The sequence below is a fragment of the Thiosocius teredinicola genome (assembly GCF_002009425.1).
Lineage (GTDB): Bacteria > Pseudomonadota > Gammaproteobacteria > Chromatiales > Chromatiaceae > Thiosocius > Thiosocius teredinicola.
In genome coordinates this window covers 1813429-1829829 of the sequence record NZ_CP019936.1, presented here as the reverse complement: position 1 = coordinate 1829829, position 16401 = coordinate 1813429, and the positions used below count along the sequence as shown (strand labels likewise).

At 59.6% G+C, this 16401-nt stretch carries 15 protein-coding genes; 11 read left to right on the top strand and 4 right to left on the bottom strand.

What is annotated here, in order from left to right:
- Positions 1-662: 662 nt before the first annotated feature.
- From B1781_RS08870 to B1781_RS08860, 3 genes are all read left to right on the top strand, one after another.
- Positions 663-1043, top strand: coding sequence for a PA2779 family protein (locus B1781_RS08870; protein ID WP_078119316.1), 381 nt, complete (start codon positions 663-665; stop codon positions 1041-1043).
- A gap of 98 nt (positions 1044-1141) precedes the next feature.
- Positions 1142-2047 carry a PA2778 family cysteine peptidase gene (locus B1781_RS08865; RefSeq protein ID WP_164513316.1) on the top strand — a complete coding sequence of 302 codons (906 nt, stop codon included), beginning with the start codon at positions 1142-1144 and terminating at the stop codon, positions 2045-2047.
- Positions 2048-2201: 154 nt separating this feature from the next.
- Positions 2202-2801, top strand: a complete 600-nt coding sequence (locus B1781_RS08860; protein ID WP_078119314.1) for a glutathione S-transferase family protein — start codon at positions 2202-2204, stop codon at positions 2799-2801.
- Positions 2802-2835: 34 nt separating this feature from the next.
- Here the strand turns inward: B1781_RS08860 and rapA are convergent, their stop codons facing one another.
- Entirely contained in the window at positions 2836-5640 is a 2805-nt protein-coding gene (gene rapA / locus B1781_RS08855; RefSeq protein ID WP_078119313.1) for an RNA polymerase-associated protein RapA, read from the bottom strand.
- A gap of 111 nt (positions 5641-5751) precedes the next feature.
- Between rapA and rdgC the strand changes: the two genes are divergently transcribed.
- Entirely contained in the window at positions 5752-6657 is a 906-nt protein-coding gene (rdgC, locus tag B1781_RS08850; RefSeq protein WP_078119312.1) for a recombination-associated protein RdgC, read from the top strand.
- 14 nt (positions 6658-6671) lie between these two features.
- Here the strand turns inward: rdgC and B1781_RS08845 are convergent, their stop codons facing one another.
- Positions 6672-7439: a tRNA threonylcarbamoyladenosine dehydratase gene (locus B1781_RS08845; protein WP_078119311.1), complete on the bottom strand. Its 768-nt coding sequence runs from the start codon at positions 7437-7439 to the stop codon at positions 6672-6674.
- Between the two features lie 155 nt (positions 7440-7594).
- Here B1781_RS08845 and mnmH point away from each other — a divergent pair, with 155 nt between their 5' ends.
- The 6 genes from mnmH (at position 7595) to B1781_RS08815 (ending at position 14518) form a co-directional block, all read left to right on the top strand.
- Positions 7595-8716: a tRNA 2-selenouridine(34) synthase MnmH gene (gene mnmH, locus B1781_RS08840; protein WP_078119310.1), complete on the top strand. Its 1122-nt coding sequence runs from the start codon at positions 7595-7597 to the stop codon at positions 8714-8716.
- A gap of 37 nt (positions 8717-8753) precedes the next feature.
- Complete coding sequence (locus tag B1781_RS08835; RefSeq protein WP_164513315.1) at positions 8754-10040, top strand: S1 family peptidase; 1287 nt, start codon at positions 8754-8756, stop codon at positions 10038-10040.
- Complete coding sequence (locus tag B1781_RS08830) at positions 10028-10984, top strand: FHA domain-containing protein (protein WP_078119308.1); 957 nt, start codon at positions 10028-10030, stop codon at positions 10982-10984. The genes B1781_RS08835 and B1781_RS08830 overlap by 13 nt, the downstream gene beginning before the upstream one ends.
- Positions 10985-11140: 156 nt before the next feature.
- On the top strand, positions 11141-11557 hold the full coding sequence (locus tag B1781_RS08825) for a hypothetical protein (protein WP_078119307.1): 417 nt from the start codon (positions 11141-11143) through the stop codon (positions 11555-11557).
- Between the two features lie 164 nt (positions 11558-11721).
- Positions 11722-13224 carry a GTPase gene (locus B1781_RS08820; protein ID WP_078119306.1) on the top strand — a complete coding sequence of 501 codons (1503 nt, stop codon included), beginning with the start codon at positions 11722-11724 and terminating at the stop codon, positions 13222-13224.
- Positions 13145-14518 (top strand): DUF697 domain-containing protein, encoded by a 1374-nt coding sequence (locus B1781_RS08815; RefSeq protein ID WP_125931977.1) that lies wholly within the window; start codon positions 13145-13147, stop codon positions 14516-14518. Before B1781_RS08820 ends, B1781_RS08815 begins: the two co-directional genes overlap by 80 nt.
- A gap of 48 nt (positions 14519-14566) precedes the next feature.
- On the opposite strand, the gene B1781_RS08810 is transcribed toward B1781_RS08815, so the two are convergent.
- Positions 14567-15130, bottom strand: coding sequence for a DUF937 domain-containing protein (locus B1781_RS08810; RefSeq protein ID WP_078119305.1), 564 nt, complete (start codon positions 15128-15130; stop codon positions 14567-14569).
- 101 nt (positions 15131-15231) lie between these two features.
- Positions 15232-15447 (bottom strand): DUF2970 domain-containing protein, encoded by a 216-nt coding sequence (locus B1781_RS08805; protein ID WP_078119304.1) that lies wholly within the window; start codon positions 15445-15447, stop codon positions 15232-15234.
- Positions 15448-15594: 147 nt separating this feature from the next.
- Between B1781_RS08805 and B1781_RS08800 the strand changes: the two genes are divergently transcribed.
- The gene (locus tag B1781_RS08800; RefSeq protein WP_078119303.1) at positions 15595-16398 is read left to right on the top strand and encodes a response regulator; all 804 of its coding nucleotides are present in this window, start codon (positions 15595-15597) and stop codon (positions 16396-16398) included.
- Positions 16399-16401: the final 3 nt, after the last annotated feature.

Here is a 16401-nt window from a genome sequence, read left to right as displayed (position 1 = left end):
TCCATCTATGTAGCAACCGATGTTTATCGACTATTCTAGTGAAACGTATACTTTAGTACGAAAACCAGCACAGATGCGACTAGGGAAATCAGACTAAAATGACACAAGCCACTTAAGCCATAAAGTCTATGCGACACTCGGGCCAATTCTCCTATCTCATGAAGACAGAAAGATCATCGTCATGAAAGCTCAAAAAACACCCTTTTTGCTAAGCCTGTACTGTAGAAACAATAGCCTGATCGCTCAACATCAGATTCGTAAAAGTCCTTTGGCAGCTGGCTCTTTACTCAGCAACGATTTCACGCAATTTAAGCATGGTCTGCAAATCAAACAATAGTATTTCTCGATACACCGCCGTGCTCCATTTCTATTTTGTTTGCTGAACCCAAGGCAACCGATGTTTAGCGACGCCCAATTTGTTGGTCGAATTCTTCAACATTAACGCACTGTCACCCGACGCTGACGTCAGCACTAAAGATCGAACGTGCTTCTTCGGGAGAACAAACGTTCCTTGTTTACTCTCTAGTTCTGCTACAGACGCAGTTCTGCTACAGAGTTCAAGCTCCCCTAATCGCTGTTTGCGGTTCAGCGAGGAAGCGTGCTAGCGTCTTGGGCGTTGGCGGCGCAATCCTCCCTATCACAATGTACCAGGGGGTCATTAAGTGAAAAATATCTTCAAAAAGTTCATCGCCATGCTGCTGATCGTGACAACCAGCCTGCTCGGTCTGCCGGTCGTGAGTCTGGCGGCACCGATCGGCACCGATACGCTGGTACAGCTCGATCAACGGGGCGAGTTGTTGAACCGCATCCAGGGCCAACTGGCGCGTGACGATATTCGTGCGCAGTTTCTGCAGCAGGGTGTTTCACCGGCCGAGGTCGATGCACGTATTGCGGCACTGAGTACCGAAGAATTGCAGATGCTGTCGGCACAGTTGGATGAACTGCCGGCCGGTGGCAGCGTGCTCGCGGTGATCGGCGTGGTCTTTGTCGTGTTGTTGATCCTCGAACTGGTCGGGGTCACCAATATCTTCACCAAAGTCTGAATACGCGTCGCATCAAAAGCAGCCTCCGCTGCTGTGCTGTAGTCGCGTGCCTCGTCACATTGGCGGCCTGCGCAAGCCGGCCGCCAGTGCTCCCTGAATTGGCACCGCCTCTGAGCCAGCCTATCGAGCTCAGTGATACCCCCTTCTATCCACAGCAGGACTACCAATGTGGTCCGGCGGCCCTGGCGACCGTACTCGATGCGAGCGGTGTCGGTGTATCGCCCGATGACCTTGTTGGCCAGGTGTATGTCCCGGCCAAGAAGGGTTCACTGCAAGTCGAGATGCTCGCCGCCACACGTCGCGCCGGCCGCATTCCCTATGTCATCGAACCGTCGCTGTCTGCGCTGCGCGCGGAAATCGACGCCGGGCACCCGGTTCTCGTCATGCAGAATCTGGGACTCGGCTTTTGGCCGGTTTGGCACTATGCGGTAGTCGTCGGACTTAACCCGATCGACGACACTGTTGTGCTGCGCTCCGGGACGCAAAGAAGGGAGCTGATGTCGGCACACAAGTTCTTACGTAGCTGGCGCCTGGCAGAACGATGGGGCGTTGTCGCTTTGCGTCCGGGTAGTTTGCCGGCACAACCAGCGCTGGACCGTATGCTCAGTGCGACCGCCGTCGCAGAGCCGCTGTTGACGCCGCGTGCAAGACAGGCTGCTTATCGGGTGATGCTTGAACGCTGGCCGTCGAACCCAACCGCCAGATTCGGCTATGCACATGCACTCTATGCTTCCGGCGGATTCACCGAGGCAGAACGAGAGTATCGCCTGATCATCGAACAGCAACCGCGGCACGCGGCCGCGCTGAACAACCTGGCTGAGGTACAAGCCGCGCTCGGTTGTCACACACAGGCCATTGCCACCGCGCAACGCGCGCTGGCTATCGCAGAAACCGATCAGCCTGCCCTGCTCGGGCCAATCCAGGCCACGCTCGATGAGTTGCAGGCTAAAAAGCCAGTACGCACCCGCTGCAGATCGTCGGGCACGCGAATCGGAACGCCCTGACATCGACGGGGCTCGGCTTGTTACTATCGGCCGGTGCAACTCGCCGTCATGCCGTCAGCATCACCTTCCGCCAACATTTGCACCGGTTGGCCTCGATCTATGCGCGGCAGCACGAGCAGCTGTAAACGCAGCCCACCCCCTGGAGAGAACCGCGATGTCTACTCTGCAACTCTACGACTTCCCCCGCTCAGGTAATTGCTACAAGGTTCGACTGTTGCTGTCGATGCTGGGCGTCGACTACCAACGCATCGCCGTCGACAGCACCAAGGGCGAAACCCAGACCGATGAGTTCAAACGCCTGAACCCGCGTGGGCAGATCCCGGTGTTGGCCGATGGCGAAATACTGCTGTGGGATTCAATGGCGATTCTTGTCTACTTGGCGCGACGGCATGGCGACGGCCAATGGCTGCCGGCCGACGCGCTCGGCGAAGCGCGGGTGATGCAATGGCTTGCGGTTTCTGAAAACGAACTACAGTACGGACTCGCACGCGCACGCGTCGCCGTTCTGTTCAGCAAGCCTTTCGATGTGGACCAGTGTCACCGCGAGGCCAAGCCCGGATTGGAGGCAATGGAGCACCAGCTCAGTGACGCGCCCTGGCTGGCCACCGATCGCCCCACGATCGCCGACCTCGCCTGCTATCCCTACGTTGCCCTTGCCGGCGACGGCAATTTCTCACTGCAACCCTACCCTGCGGTGCAGGCCTGGCTGACACGCGTCGAAGAGCTGCCGGGGTGGCTGGCACTCACCGATTAAACCGACGACCGCGCCCCACCCATCGATGCGGTGATCACCGCATCACGACCAGGCGCACCGCATCGAGCCGAACCCGAGTCAGGGCGAGGTGGTCGAGCAATGCTTGGTGACGCACCTCCAGACGTTCGATCTCGTCTTCGCGCACATTGGGGTTGACCTTGGCCAAGGCGGTAAGACGCTGACGTTCCGCCGACAGCTCAGCATCGACCTGTGCGACGGCCGCGTTCACCACGTCGCCAACGGTCCCTTCGGCAAGTCCCGTCGCAAACTGCAGCAGCGCCTTCGCCCGCTCTGTCTGCGACGCGATCACCGTCTCTGCCAGTTTGCGATTCTGCGACAGGCACAATCCACTGAGCTGTTCATGCGCCAGTTCGCCGGCACGATCGCGGCCTTGCGCGTCGAGTAGAAAGCGCAGACAAGTGGGCGGCAGATAACGCTGCATCTCCAAACCGGTCGGGGCGAGGCATTCGATCAGGTACAACGCCTCGAGAAACACCGTGCCGGTTTTGAAATCCGGATGGCTGCACACCGTGACCGACGCAGCGCCAAGCTCGCCGCTGGTCAGCATCTCCATACAGCCCTGCACCATCGGGTGTTCCCAGGTGAGAAATTGGCGATCCTCGTGCGCCAGTGCATGGCCGCGGTTAAAAGTGACCGTCGAAGCTTCGTGACTCAATGTCGGAAAGTGATCCGACAACATGTGCGCACCCGGCCGCAAAACCGTCGAGCCACCCGGGCCGGGCTCGTGTTCGATGCCGAAAGCATCCCAATAGGCCGCCATGTAATCCGGCAAGGGAGTAACTTCGCTGCAGTGACGCATCGCCTCTACCAGCGCTTTCGCCTGTTCAGGCTGGTGCGAGTGCAGTTCCAGCAAGCGGTCGCGTCCATTTTCGAGTTCGGCATTGATCTGTTGGGTGAGCGCTGCTGCTTCACGGACCAATGCGCTGCTGTCGCCCGGCTCGGCCAGCGCCGCCTTGAGTGCATCGCCGAGTTGGTCATACACCGCGCTCGCTGCCGGACAGGTCGCTTCGAAACTGGACAGGCCGTTGCGATACCAGCGCAGCAGTACCTCGTTGGCCGTACCCTCGATATAGGGGACATGGATCTCGATGGTCTCACGCTGTCCGATACGATCGAGGCGACCGATACGCTGTTCGAGCAGGTCCGGCTCGAGCGGCAGATCGAACAACACCAGGTGATGGGCAAACTGAAAGTTGCGCCCCTCGCTGCCGATTTCTGAGCAGATCAATACCTGCGAACCTTCATCCATATCGGCGAAGAAGGCAGCGGCGCGATCGCGCGCCACGATCTCCATATGCTCGTGGAACATCGCCGCATGGATCGCACAGCGCTCCAGCAGAAAATCGCGCAACGCCACCACCGATTGCGCCTGCGCGCAGATCACCAGGACCTTTGCCGGCGCCAACTGGGTCAGCAGACCGCGCAGCCAGTTGACGCGCGGATCGATCGCCGTCCAGTCGTCACCGAACAAGGCTTCGGGCTGGATGGCCGAGCTGAGGTCGGTGTAGGCCTCGGGCTGCGGCAAGGCATAGCTGTTCAAATGGCGCGCGGGAAAGCCCTTGATTGCCTGGCGGGTGTTGCGAAACAACACGCGCCCGGTGCCGTGCCGGTCGATCAGACGCTCGATGATCTGTTGGGTCGGCAGGTCCGCCTCGTCACCGAGCAAGCTGTGCAACAGCCGTTGCTGAGCTTGGGTGAGCGGCTTGCCGTCGAGCAGGTTCGCCGCCAGCTCTGCGACCGGCGCGTATGCCTCTTCCTCGGCGACGAAGCTCGGGTAGTCGTGAAAACGCTGTGGATCCAGCAGGCGCAGCCGTCCGAAGTGACCGGCACGACCGAGCTGCTCGGGCGTAGCGGTCAACAGCAACACATCGGGCGTCGTCAGCGCGAGTTCTTCGACCAATTGGTAGGCGAGACTGGTCTCGTGCTCACTCCAAGCGAGGTGATGGGCCTCGTCGACGATCAACATATCCCACTCGCCGGCGAGCGCCGCGCGAGCCACCTCGGGTGACGAGGTGAGAAAAGACAGGCTGCACAATACGCGCTGCTCGCCTTGGAAAGGGTTGGTGTGATCCGACGCTTCGAAACGTTCCTGATCGAACACCGCAAACGTCAGGTTGAATCGGCGCAGCATCTCGATCAGCCACTGGTTGACCAGCGCATCGGGCACGATCACCAATACACGCTGTACGCGCTGAGTAAGCACCAGGCGATGCAGAATCAGGCCGGCTTCGATGGTCTTTCCCAGGCCGACTTCGTCGGCCAACAGCACGCGCGGCGCCGCACGCGAGGCGACTTCCGCCGCAATGAAAAGCTGGTGAGCGATCAGGTCGATACGCGCGCCTTGCAGACCATAAACGGGCGAAGACCACAGCGTGGCTTGCTGTAGCCACGATTGATAACGCAGGGTGAACCAGATGTCCGGATCGATACGCCTGGCCAACAGTTTGTCTTGCGGCCGATTCAGGCGAAGGCGGTCGCTCAGGCCCTGCTCGGGCAGACTGATCTCGTCGCCATCGGGCGTCACGGCATGGTAGACCAAGGTGCCGTCCCGCTCTTCGACGGAAACAACCTGCAACTCCATGCCCGCCTGGTCCTGGATGTGATCGTCCGCGGCAAACCGCACCCGGCTCAACGGTGCGTTGCGTGCCGCGTAGTTGCGGGTCTCACCGCTCGCCGCGAAACGGATCAGCACATGCCGCGCGTCGGCCTCCTCGACGATACCCAGGCCGAGGTCGGGTTCCGCCTCACTGAGCCAGCGTTGTCCGGCCACAAATTCCGTCTGCACGTCGTCGATCCAAATCTGCGAAAGGGTCGGCATTGTAGCGGCTGCGACCGCAACGAAGTAGTCACCATCATCCGCTGCGAGATTGGCAATGTGTGGTGCGCTTCGCCATAATCGCGGCCCTTTGACAGCGGGGTACTTGCCGGCATGTGGTTTCGAAATCTGCAGTTGTATCGATTGAGCGAGCCGTTCGGGCTCGACCCCGAAGCCCTCCACGAGACCCTGCAGCAGCACGCCTTCAAGCCATGCGCCGGCCTTGATACCCATCGTGTGGGTTGGGTGCCGCCGGCCGGTCGCGATGCGACCCAGCTGGTACACGCCACTGCCGGGCGGCTGATGATCTGCCTGCGCCGTGAGGACCGCATCCTGCCGGCGGCGGTGATCCGCGAACACGTCGAAGAGAAGGCCGAAGCAATCGCAGAAGCCGAAGCACGCCCGGTCGGCCGCAAGGAAAAGCAGCGCATCAAGGAAGAGGTCATCGTCGACCTGCTGCCACGCGCTTTCACCCGCTCAAGCCATCTCTACGCCTATATCGACCCCAAGGACGGCTGGATCGTGATCGACAGCGGTACGGCCAAGAAAGCCGAAGAACTGTTGAGCACCCTGCGCGAAACGCTCGGCAGCCTGCGCGCCAAGCCGCTGGCGGTACAACGCTCCCCGGCAAAGACCTTGACCCAATGGCTGGAGAAAAAGCCGGCGCGCGAGTTCGTGCTGGGCGATGAATGCGAACTCAAAGAGCCGGTCGACAACGGCGGGGTCATGCGCGGCAAACGCATCGATGTGGCCAGCGCCGAGGTCAAATCGCATCTCGATACCGGCATGATGGTCGCCAAGCTCGCCGTGGATTGGCAGGAACGGATCAGCTGCCTGCTGTGCGACGACCTGGGCATTCGTCGCCTGCGGTTTCTCGATCTGGTCATGGAGCAGGCCGCAGAGGTCGATGCCGACGACGCCCTCGCCCGCTTCGACGCCGACTTCGCCCTGATGAGCATGGAATTGGCGAACTTTCTCCCTGCGGTGGTCGACGCTTTCGGCGGGCTCGACGAGGACTGACTTACAGCGATTGCTCAGCCTTCGTCTTGTGCGCCGCCTTGCACCAGGCGGTCAACCACCAGGGCGGCCGCTGCCATGCCGAAACTCGCCGTTACCGGCATGCAGGCGCCAAAGCCGGCGCAGTTGAGCGACCCTTCCACCGCTGTCTCGCATGCGCTTTCCGGCGCATGCTGCGGCTCGTCGGACCAGACGCAGGGAATGCCGAAACGCCGCTTGGGATTCGACGGAAAACCATACGCCTGGCGCAGTAGCTTGCGCGTTTTCGCCAACAGTGGATCTTGTTCGGTCTTGCGCAGATCTCCGACACGGATTCGCGTCGGGTCACGCTGACCGCCCGCCCCACCCGTGGTGACAATCGCCTGGCGGCGTCGTTTACAGGCGGCGATCAACGCCGCCTTGACCCGAAAATTGTCGATGCAGTCGATCACCCAATCGTGATCGGCACTGACCACACTGTCGATGTTGTCGGGCGTAACGAAATCCTCGATGCAGGTCACCCGGCAGTCCGGGTTGATCGTACGAATACGTTCGGCGAGCACCGCGACCTTGGCCTTGCCGAAATCCGGTTCGGTCGCCGGTAATTGACGATTGACGTTCGATTCGGCGACATGATCCATGTCGACCAACGTCAATGACCCTACCGCGCTGCGTGCCAGCGCCTCGACCACCCACGAGCCGACACCGCCGACACCGATCACGCAGACACGCGCACCGCTCAGCCTGTCCAGTGCCGCTTGACCGTAGAGCCTGGTGATACCGCCGAACCGTCGCTCGAAATCCAACGCCCATTTCCCCTGCAAAGTGCTTTACACGTTATATTAACGGCCTGACGGTCGTACCGGCGCATTTCTCATCTGGCCCTGGTCATCGCTGATGTCGATCGACCGTGATGCACTTTTTACGGCAGGCTCGACCTGCACCAACCGCTGCCAGCTAGATGCCCGCTAACCTCCAGCAAATCGACGATCTCTACCATCTGTTTCTAAACGACGTGCCACTGCTGGATGTTCGCGCGCCGGTGGAGTTTGCCGAAGGTGCTTTCCCGCTGGCGGTCAATCACCCTTTGATCGACGATGAAGAGCGGCACCGCATCGGCATCGAGTACAAGCACGCCGGCCAGGACAAGGCGATCGAGCTGGGCGAGCAGTTGGTCAGCGGCACGATCAAGCAACAACGCATCGCGCGCTGGAAGGCCTTCCTCGACGCGCATCCAAACGCCGTGCTGTACTGTTTTCGCGGTGGCATGCGGTCGAAGATATCCCAGCACTGGCTGGCCGAAGAGACCGGGATCGAATGCCCGCGCGTGCACGGCGGCTATAAGGCGATGCGGCGCTTTCTGCTGCAGCAAGTCGAAACCGACAGCGCCGAGTGTCGACCGGTGGTGATTGGCGGCAGAACGGGCGTCGGTAAAACGCGTTTGCTGCAGCAATGTGCATTCAATATCGACCTGGAAGGCCTGGCCAACCACCGGGGGTCGGCATTCGGCCACCATGCCCGACCGCAGCCTACACAGATCGACTTTGAAAACGCCGTCGCCATCGCCTTGATGAAGCATGTCGCCGCCGGCAATCGACACTTCGTTGCCGAGGACGAAGGCCGCAACATCGGCAGCCGGCATATACCGCCCTGTTTCTTTGCGCGCCTGCAATCCGCGCCCGTCGTGATCCTCGAGGCCAGCGACGCGCAGCGCGTCGAGATCACCCTGCAGGAGTATGTCCATGATGCCCTGGCCGAATTCAATACCGAGTACGGTGACGCTGAAGGATTCCAGCACTGGGCGGACTATTTGCAGAACAGTCTGGATCGGATCAGCAAGCGCCTCGGCGGAGAACGCCATGCAACCGCCCGCGGGCTGCTTGTCGAGGCCATCGAGAGGCACGCCGCCAGCGGTGACACGGCCGCGCACGCCGCCTGGATCGAGTATCTTCTGAATGAGTACTACGATGGAATGTATGAATATCAGCTCAGCAAAAAGGCCGAGCGCGTCGTTTTTCGCGGCGACAAGACGGCTGTGGCCGAGTTTATTCAGCACGAGTTTGCTATCCGAACCCACCCCTGAAACACCCGCCAACCGCGGCACAAGGGTGCAACACTGTGTGCCGTTGAAAGCGCGTCACAGCGCGAGCCTGACTGCTTGGTTCAAACGGATCGGTACTGCGACGCTATTAATGATCGCCGGCACACCGCTATGTGCGAATGCGTTGAATTCTCAAGCCGTCTTCGAGAACAGCGAAGATGCGGTGTACCAGGTCAGGGTCATCAACAGACAGACCGGTAAGAAGAACACCATCGGCTCCGGCTTCATCTACCAGTACAACAACCGGCTCGCCACCAACTACCACGTCGTCAGCACCTTCATCGACAAGCCCGACGATTTTGAGTTGCGTTACCTGGCGTCGAACGGCAGCGAGGGTGCGCTGCGGCTGGTCGCCGTCGACGCGGTGCACGACCTTGCGCTGGTCGAGGCCGACCATCCACTCGGTACACCCTTCACCGTCGGTGAACCGCCGCCTAAAGGCGCGACGCTGTTCGCCATGGGTAATCCGCTCGATCTCGGCCTGTCGATCGCCGCCGGCACCAACGGCGGCGTGCTCAGCCAGACCGATGAGAGTCGAATCCTGTTTTCCGGCAGCCTGAACCCGGGCATGAGCGGCGGACCAACGTTCGATGAACAGGGCGTGGTCGTCGGTATCAATGTGTCGACTGCAAGCAACGACATCAGTTTCATCGTGCCTGCGCGCTACCTCGAACGCATCCCGGTGATTGATGAGGCGTCGCCGAAGACCTTTCTCAAGGTGATCGGCAATCAAATCCACGACTATCAGGTCGGCTACATCGATCGCATCAACAACGCTGCGTGGCCGCCGACCGACATTCGACATATCCGTGCGCCCGGCTCCGTATCGCCGACGATCCGCTGTTGGGACGGCAGCCCCAAGCAAGATCCGGAAGACCTCTATCGCCGCTACAGCATCCGTTGTCAGAACGAGAATGATATCTACCTGACGGACCGCCTGAACGTAGGCCGCATCATCTACGAGTACCTGTGGCTCGAATCGGATCAGCTTGAACCGATGCGCTTCTATCGGCTGTACAGCTCGCTGAACAACAGCCAGTTCAGTGCGGGCGCGAAGAAAGACGATGTGACACGGTTCCGCTGCACGACCCGCTTTGTCGACGTCAACGGTCACGATTTCAAAACCACAATTTGTAAAAGGGATTATAAAAATTATCCGGGCTTGAGCGATGTGTTATTCACCGCCGCCATGCTCGGCGAAGAGCGCACCGGATTTATATTCAATATTGATTTATCCGGCACCGACTATAACGCGGCGGTTCGCCTGATCGCCCGGTTTCTCAAGGAAATCCGATGGCAGCCCTGATCATCGAAATTCAGAATCGCCACGACCATCGATTTTATAAGGTCACCAAGTCGACCCTACGAGTCGGTCGGGCGCTAGACAACGACATTATCATCGCCGACCCCTCGGTTTCGCCCTATCACTTCAACCTGCAGCAGCGTGAGGATGGCCGCTACGAGTTGCGTTCACTGGCCGACGAAAACGGTATTCGCGTTCGCGGTAAACAGGTCAATGACACGATCAGCCTCGAACGACTGCCATTGAGCTTCGAGGCCGGGCGCACCCGTGTGCGCATTCTTGAACAATCGCACCCGGTCGCACCGACCCGCCTGATCAGCTGTCGTAACGGCAGCGCCTGTATCTTTGGCCATTGGGGATGGGCGGTGCTGTTGTTTGCGGCATTCATGGTAGTCAGCAGCCTCGAAACCTACCTTTCCACGCCTTTCATGCTGACTTGGGAATCTTTCGGCGAGACCTTGCTCACCAATACGGTCGGCGTGATCGTGCTCGCGGCGGGACTGTTCGTGGTCAACAGGCTGGCGTCTCATCATTGGGATTTCCCGGCTTCACTGAGCCTGGTGAGTTTGATCCTTATCGCGAGTATCCTGATTGAAGGTGTAATCCCCTACGTAAATTACATCTTTACAACTGACCTGCCCGGCTACGCAATCACGCTGGCGTGGAGCATCGTGCTCATGCCGTGGATCATTGGATGGTTTCTAATTCGCTTAAATCACGCCAATGTTCTTGCTGGAGCCGTCGTGGTGATCGCCGTATTGGTACCGAACGCGTTTCTCAACATCAAAGCTGTCGCAGATCGCTACAACCTACTCAATGACTTCAGTCCGGCTGCTTTTTATAGCGACGATCTGGTGCCGTGGGATCATCGTTTACAGGACACTATTTCGATCGATGATTTCGCTGAAACGAGTTTGCAGAACCTTAAATCATCGACAAAAAGATAAAACTAATACTGCATAGCCTTACCAATTCACATTTTAAGAACCTTAGAAGTTGCAAGCGCTACTATCGGTCGCTATATTTTGCCGCCGTAGAGTTTTCTACATTTGCCTCTTTTAAGTTTTAAGAGGCTGCTGGCAAACATGAACTGGAGTCCGTGAATGGCGAGAAAAAGTCTTTCAGACCTGAGTGCTGAAGAACTGTACGAAATGGCACGCCTGCGTGAAGAACAAGAGGAAGCAGAAGCAAAGGAAGCTACCCGTGCTCAAATCGATGAACTGAAAGCGAAGCGGCGCGACGTCGTGGCGCGCCAACGCAAAGAGCTGGCCGCTATCGATGCCGAGATCCGTAGCCTGGGTGGCCGTGCACCGCGCCGTAAAAGCCGCAGCAGCGGTGGCAGTGTGACCGATCAGGTGATGGAGATCGTCGGTAAGAGCAAGAAGATCACTACCAAGCAAATCAAAGCCGAACTCGATAAACGTGGCGTTATCGCCAACAACCTTGCTCAAACCCTGGCCTATCTGAAACGTCAGGGAAAAGTCACGTCACCTGCCCGCTCGGTTTACTCCGCAGCGTGAAGCAAGTACGTACTTGAAAAAGAACCGCCCTGAAGGGCGGTTTTTTTTGCGCGCCGCTGGTGCGAACCGGTCATCCACCAGGGTTTATTGCCCTGAACCCAAGGCTGGGTTAGCGTGTCTACCAATCCATCATCGAACTCTTCTTCGATCCGAATCGACCCGCAATGAGCGACAAGCTGCCTCGTAGCATTCGAACCCTGATCGCGCTCGCGGTCCTCGTGCTTTCCCTGCTGGCGTTGTTGCTCGTTCTAACCATCAGCGAGTCGACGCTGACGGTTCAGTCGCACCTGGAAAACAGCTCGCCCTGGCTGCGCTACGGCTGGTGGGGGTTGATGATGCTCGGCGGCCTGTTGAGCGGCTGGCTGGTTTGGCGCGTACTCAATCCACGCAAGCGCACCAAACCGGCAGAGAACAAAGAGCCTGCAGGTCCCAGCGAAGCCGATGTGCATGCCGCGATCGAACAGGCAGAGGCCTTGGGCGCAGATACCAGCGAGATCCGCAACGAACTGGCCGAGCTTCGCCGACGCAAGCAGACCGGCCAGGTACACGTCGCATTGTTCGGCGAGATATCCACGGGCAAATCGTCACTGATCAATGCCTTGCTACCCGACGTCGAAATCGAAAGCGGTGTTCGCGGCGGCACTACCCGCGAACTGACGCAGTATCGGTGGCAAAGCCCCGCCGGCGACCAGTTGCTGATAACCGACATGCCGGGTACCGAAGAGGCGGATGGCACCCTCGACCGCCTCGCAGCCGACGAAGCAAAGCGTGCACATATCGTCATCTATGTGACCGACAGCGACATCAATCGTGCCCAGGATGCAGCGCTACGTGAGTTGATGGCGCTGAACAAACCCCTGGTATTGGTGCTGAACAAGACCGATCGGTACAGCGAAGCCGATGCGCAGGCCTTGTCCGACAAACTGCAACGTGTGATCGCCGGCCATCCGCACGGCCATTTCGTTCGGGTATCGGCGGCCACTCAACGCCAGCTCGTTCGCCTGTTACCGGATGGCGGCGAGCAGATCGAAACGCGCAACATCGCCCCCCAGGTCACACCCTTGGGGCTCACGCTGCAACGCATCCTCGACAGCGACCAACACATCCTCGACGAACTGCGCGACAGCGCCACCTTCGTGCTCGCCTCGCAACAGCTCGACGAGGCGCTCGCGGTCTCGCGCAAAGCCAGGGCAGAAAAGCTTGTCGATCAATATTCCGTCAAAGCCGTGGTCGGCGCATTGGCCGCGCTGACGCCTGGCTCGGATATCCTGATCCAAGGATGGTTGGGAACGCAGATGATCAAGGAGCTCTCTGCGCTCTACGACATCAAGGTTCGCAAGGTGGATACCGATCTGCTGTTGGAGCTGGTGCAAAAGCACGTCGGGCGCGCCCATACGCTGCTGTTGGCGGTCGCCGGTAATGCGCTCAAGGCCTTTCCCGGCGTCGGTACGCTGGCCGGCGGTGCGTTGCATGCGGTGGCCTACGGCATCATCTTTCGAACCCTCGGACGCGCGTTGACCACGACATTGGCGACCCGTGGCGAGCTCCACCCCAGACAGACCGCCCAGTTGTTCAAGGATACGCTCGGTGAAAATATGGAAACGTCTGCGCGTGGCGTGGCCAAGCTGGTTGTCCAGCAAGCCCGCGACGCCCGACAACAACCCTGATACCGCGGGCGACAGCCACCTTGCGCTCGCTCGCGAAAGCCTGCGCGAGCTGTTGGCCGACGAGCGCGTACCCGAAGAGGTACGGTCATCGCTGGCCGACGACTACCGCGAAGTGCAAACGATGCTCGACAAGCTGGAGCACGGCCATATTCACATCGCCGTGTTCGGCCGCGTCAGCGTGGGCAAGTCCGCATTGGTCAATGCCCTGCTCGGCCAGGCCGTTTTTTCCACCAGCCCCTTGCATGGCGAAACCCGTACCGTGCAACAGGGACAATGGCACGAGTTTCAGGACGGCAACGTCTTTCTGATCGATACTCCCGGCATCAACGAGGTAGATGGCGAAGGCCGCGAACAACTCGCCAAGGACGTCGCCAACCGTTCGGACCTGGTGTTATTCGTGGTCGACGGCGACCTGACCCACATCGAGCTGCAGGCACTGCGCGCGCTGGCCAAGCAGGAACGCCCGCTGATCCTGGTGCTCAACAAGATCGACCGCTACAACCAACATGAACGCGAGGTACTGGGCAACGTCTTGCTGGAACGCACCCGCGGCCTGATCAATCCGGCCAACCTGGTGTTCGCCGCGGCACAACCGGTACCGCAGTGGGTAATCAGGGTCGACGAGGCGGGCAACGAGGTGGAGCAACAACGCCAGTCGCCGCCGGATATCGCCGAACTCAAGGCGCGTCTATGGAAGGTTATCGAGGCGGAGGGCAAGACGCTGGCGGCACTCAATGCCTCACTGTTCGCCGGCGAACTCAGCGACCAGGTTGCCGATCGCGTACTCGACGCACGACGCACGCTGGGGGATCGCGTGATTCGCACTTGGTGTATCGCCAAGGGTGTGGCGGTTGCAATCAACCCGGTGCCGGTCGCCGACCTGGTTGCGGCCGCGGTGGTCGACGTCACGATGGTGGTCCATCTCTCGAAGGCCTACGGGCTGCCGCTGAGTCGCAACGAGGCCGGCAGCCTGGTGAAGACGATCGGCGCGCAGATGCTGCTGCTGATGGGCACGGTGTGGGCGGTGCATCTGGTTTCCACGGCGTTGAAGCTGGGCACCGGCGGCCTGTCTGCCGCAGTCACCGGCGCTGCGCAGGGCGCAGTTGCGTACTACAGCACCTACGTGGTCGGACGTGCCGCCGAGCGTTACCTCGCCAACGGCAAATCGTGGGGCGATGCAGGCCCCAAACTCGCAGTGCGCGAGATACTCGACAGCCTGGATCGCGACTCGATCATCGACCAGGCCAAGAAAGACATCCGCCAGCGCTTGCGCCCCGGCGAACAGGCAGGTTGAGCCGGTATCGACGACGCTGGCCGTCGACACCGGTCTAGTCAAGAAGGATCAACGCAGAAACTTGCTCGCCATACCGAGTACATCGTCGATGACCGATCCGTCCTTATCGGCATCGAGAAAGCTCGCCAACATGCCGCCGATCCCGCTGTCCTGACCGCCCGCGAGTTGGTTGACCGATCCCGCACCGACCGCCGAACCGAATCCGTTCTTCGACATCGCCCCCATGGCCACGCTGGCCAGCACCGGCAACATCTGCTTCAGGATGCCACTGTCGATACCGGTGCTCTCTGAGGCCTTGGCCGCGACTTGACGGCTGACGTCCTTGCTACCGAACACGTGGCCGAGAATGCCGTTACCTTCGTCAACCGTCGACGGATCACCGAGTTTCTGTGGCTGCTCCAGATACTGACTGTGATTGCCGTTGGCCAGCGCACCGATCAGGTCGTCTAAGCCCTGCGGTTCGCTGGCGTTGCGACTTATCCCGCGCGACAAGGCCGGGATCAATGCCCCCATGGCCGACCTGGCCTGCCCCTCGTCAAGCTGAAAGCGATTTGCCACCTGGCTGACGACATCGCCGCCCTGCGCACCCATCACCATTTCCAACAGATTCATGGCTCGTCCTCCCCTCGGATCAACCCGAAAACGATACGGGGCAGCCACCTCGGCACAGCCCCATGCTCTACCAATCCCGCCGCCACGGCAGACAGCGGGGCTCACGTCGGAGCGGCAACCTTCATCACCAACTGGACAACGCCCCAAACCACAAGAATGAATGCGACAGTAAGAAAAATGCCGACGAAGATGAAGTCACGCGCCCGCCCGTGTTTGAAGTCGCGTTCGCGGGTGGCGTTCTTCTGCACCCCGAAGAATGATGAGGCCACGCTGGCAAGCACCTGAAAAAACGACAGTTTATCTTTCTGCTCGGCCACGTCGCTGACACCTCGACCAAATTCAGTTCGTTATAGCTGCGCAGTTTGCCAGAATTTCCCTGTACCGTCTGAGGTTTCCCAGCGTTTTTAAAGACATAGGTCAAGCCGCCGATAAAGTTTCAGCGCAACACTGCACCGAGGAAAGGGATGGCGGAAATCAGTCTGACGGAATTGGCTGTTCTCGTGGTGGAACCGTCATCCACCCAACGTCGAATCATCAACCGGGCACTGGAAAACAACGGCATCTGTTCGATCATCGAAGCCGATTCCGGGGAACAGGCACTGACCCTGTTGGACCAGGAAGAACCCGACCTGGTGATCAGCTCCTTATATCTGCCTGATATGACCGGTACCGACCTGGTCCACAGGATTCGTGAATCAAAGTCGCACCCGGACACACCGTTCATGCTGATCTCCAGCGAGACGCGTTTTCGCTATCTCGACCCGATCCGCCAGGCCGGCGTTGTGGGCATTCTGCCTAAACCCTTTACCGACGCCGAGCTCAACACCGCGTTGAGCACCACGTTGGACCTGTTGGACGAAAACCCGATGGAGATGGGCGAACTGGACGCCGATGCCCTGCAGGTGCTGGTGGTTGACGATAGCCCGTTCGCGCGCAAACACATCGCGCGCATTCTTGGTTCCTTGGGTATCCAGCGCATCGATCAGGCCGAGAACGGTCTGCATGCTTTGGAGATGCTCAACCAGAACTTCTATGACTTCGTCGTTACCGACTACAACATGCCGCACATGGATGGCAAAGAACTGGTGGACCACATCCGCCAACAGTCGACCCAGTCTTCGCTACCCGTACTGATGGTAACCAGCGAAGAAAACGAAAACCGCCTCGCCGCGGTGCACGAGAGCGGTGTTTCGGCGATCTGTGACAAACCGTTTGAACCGTCGACGGTGCGCCAGCTGATCCGACAGATGGTGGCAACGACCGACTGAGCC

Coding starts and splice junctions, on each gene's coding strand:
- B1781_RS08820 (WP_078119306.1), top strand. CDS start 11,722: ATGAGCGACAAGCTGCCTCGTAGCATTCGAACCCTGATCGCGCTCGCG.
- B1781_RS08800 (WP_078119303.1), top strand. CDS start 15,595: ATGGCGGAAATCAGTCTGACGGAATTGGCTGTTCTCGTGGTGGAACCG.
- mnmH (WP_078119310.1), top strand. CDS start 7,595: ATGCCCGCTAACCTCCAGCAAATCGACGATCTCTACCATCTGTTTCTA.
- B1781_RS08810 (WP_078119305.1), bottom strand. CDS start 15,130: ATGAATCTGTTGGAAATGGTGATGGGTGCGCAGGGCGGCGATGTCGTC.
- rapA (WP_078119313.1), bottom strand. CDS start 5,640: ATGCCGACCCTTTCGCAGATTTGGATCGACGACGTGCAGACGGAATTT.
- rdgC (WP_078119312.1), top strand. CDS start 5,752: ATGTGGTTTCGAAATCTGCAGTTGTATCGATTGAGCGAGCCGTTCGGG.
- B1781_RS08830 (WP_078119308.1), top strand. CDS start 10,028: ATGGCAGCCCTGATCATCGAAATTCAGAATCGCCACGACCATCGATTT.
- B1781_RS08825 (WP_078119307.1), top strand. CDS start 11,141: ATGGCGAGAAAAAGTCTTTCAGACCTGAGTGCTGAAGAACTGTACGAA.
- B1781_RS08860 (WP_078119314.1), top strand. CDS start 2,202: ATGTCTACTCTGCAACTCTACGACTTCCCCCGCTCAGGTAATTGCTAC.